Source organism: Rhodococcus sp. R1101 (assembly GCF_000278445.1).
GTDB classification, from domain to species: Bacteria; Actinomycetota; Actinomycetes; order Mycobacteriales; family Mycobacteriaceae; genus Rhodococcus; species Rhodococcus gordoniae.
In genome coordinates, this window is sequence record NZ_AJVB01000732.1 from 1 (window position 1) to 1,283 (window position 1,283).

A 1,283-nucleotide genomic window follows, 5' to 3' on the forward strand; every position below is an offset into this window, starting at 1 on the left:
GGATCCTCACCGGACGAACTCACGGGGCCAATCTACCGGCGACCCGCCCGCCGGGCGTCGGGTCGAGAGGGGGGACCGCGCTCGATCAGCGCAACCGGGCAGCGGCCGCGGCGATGTCGTCGTCGGTGGCGGTCAGCGCGATCCGGACGTGCAGGACACCGCCGGGACCGTAGAACTCGCCGGGCGCCACGAGGATTCCTCGTTCGGCGAACCAGTCGACGGTCGCGCGGCATTCCTCACCGCGCGTCGCCCACAGGTACAGGCCCGCCTCCGAGTGGTCGACGGTGAAGCCGGCGCCGCGCACGGCCCCGAGGAGCACCTCGCGACGCGTGCGGTACTTTTCGCGCTGCGCGTTCTCGTGCTCGTCGTCGTTCAGTGCCGCGGTCATCGCGGCCTGGATCGGCAGCGGCAGCATCATGCCGGAGTGCTTGCGGACCTCGAGCAGGTCGGCGACGAGGTCGGCGTCGCCGGTGACGAAACCGGCCCGGTAACTCGCGAGATTCGAGGTCTTCGACAGCGAGTGCACCGCGAGGAGGTTGGTGTGGTCGCCCCCGCACACGCTCGGGTGCAGGATCGACAGGGCCTCACCCTTCCAGGTGAGTCCGAGATAGCACTCGTCGGAGACGACGATCGCGTCGCGGCTGCGCGCCCAGTCGACGACCTTGCGCAGGTGGTCGGGACCGAGCACCTTGCCGGTGGGGTTCGACGGCGAGTTCACGAAGACCAGCGACGCCACTTCGGGTCCGAGGCGGGTCAGCCCGTCGGCGCGGATGATGCGGGTGCCGGCGAGCAGGCCGCCCACCTCGTAGGTCGGGTACGCCAGTTCGGGGATGACGACGAGATCGTCGGCGCCGAGACCGAGCAGCGACGGCAGCCAGGCGATCATCTCCTTGGTACCGATCGCCGGCAGGATCGCGGCGTCGTCCAGACCGGTGATGCCGTAGCGGCGCTCGAGCGCACCCACGGCCGCCCGCCGCAGTTCGGCGGTGCCGTGTGTGACCGGGTAGCCGGGCTCCTCGGCGACGGAGACGAGCGCCTCCCGGATCACGGGAGCGACCGGGTCGACCGGTGTGCCCACCGACAGGTTGACGATGCCCTCGGGATGCGCCGCGGCCTTCGCCTTCGCGTCGGTCAGGGAATCCCAGGGGAAGTCCGGCAGGTTCTTCGCCACCGAACGGCGGACACGCGTGCTCACGACAGTTCCACCGGCCCGTTCGTCACTCTTCGCCCATGGGAGGGAGGTTCTTGACGAACGGCGGGTCGTAGTCGACCTTGCCGAGCTT

1 protein-coding gene is annotated in these 1,283 nt (G+C 70.2%); it reads right to left on the reverse strand.

Going from position 1 to position 1,283, the window contains the following annotated elements:
- Window positions 1-85: 85 nt before the first annotated feature.
- A complete protein-coding gene (gene dapC / locus R1101_RS0123695) occupies window positions 86-1,195 on the reverse strand; it encodes a succinyldiaminopimelate transaminase (protein ID WP_016935648.1) in 1,110 nt (369 codons plus the stop codon).
- Window positions 1,196-1,283 lie beyond the last annotated feature (88 nt).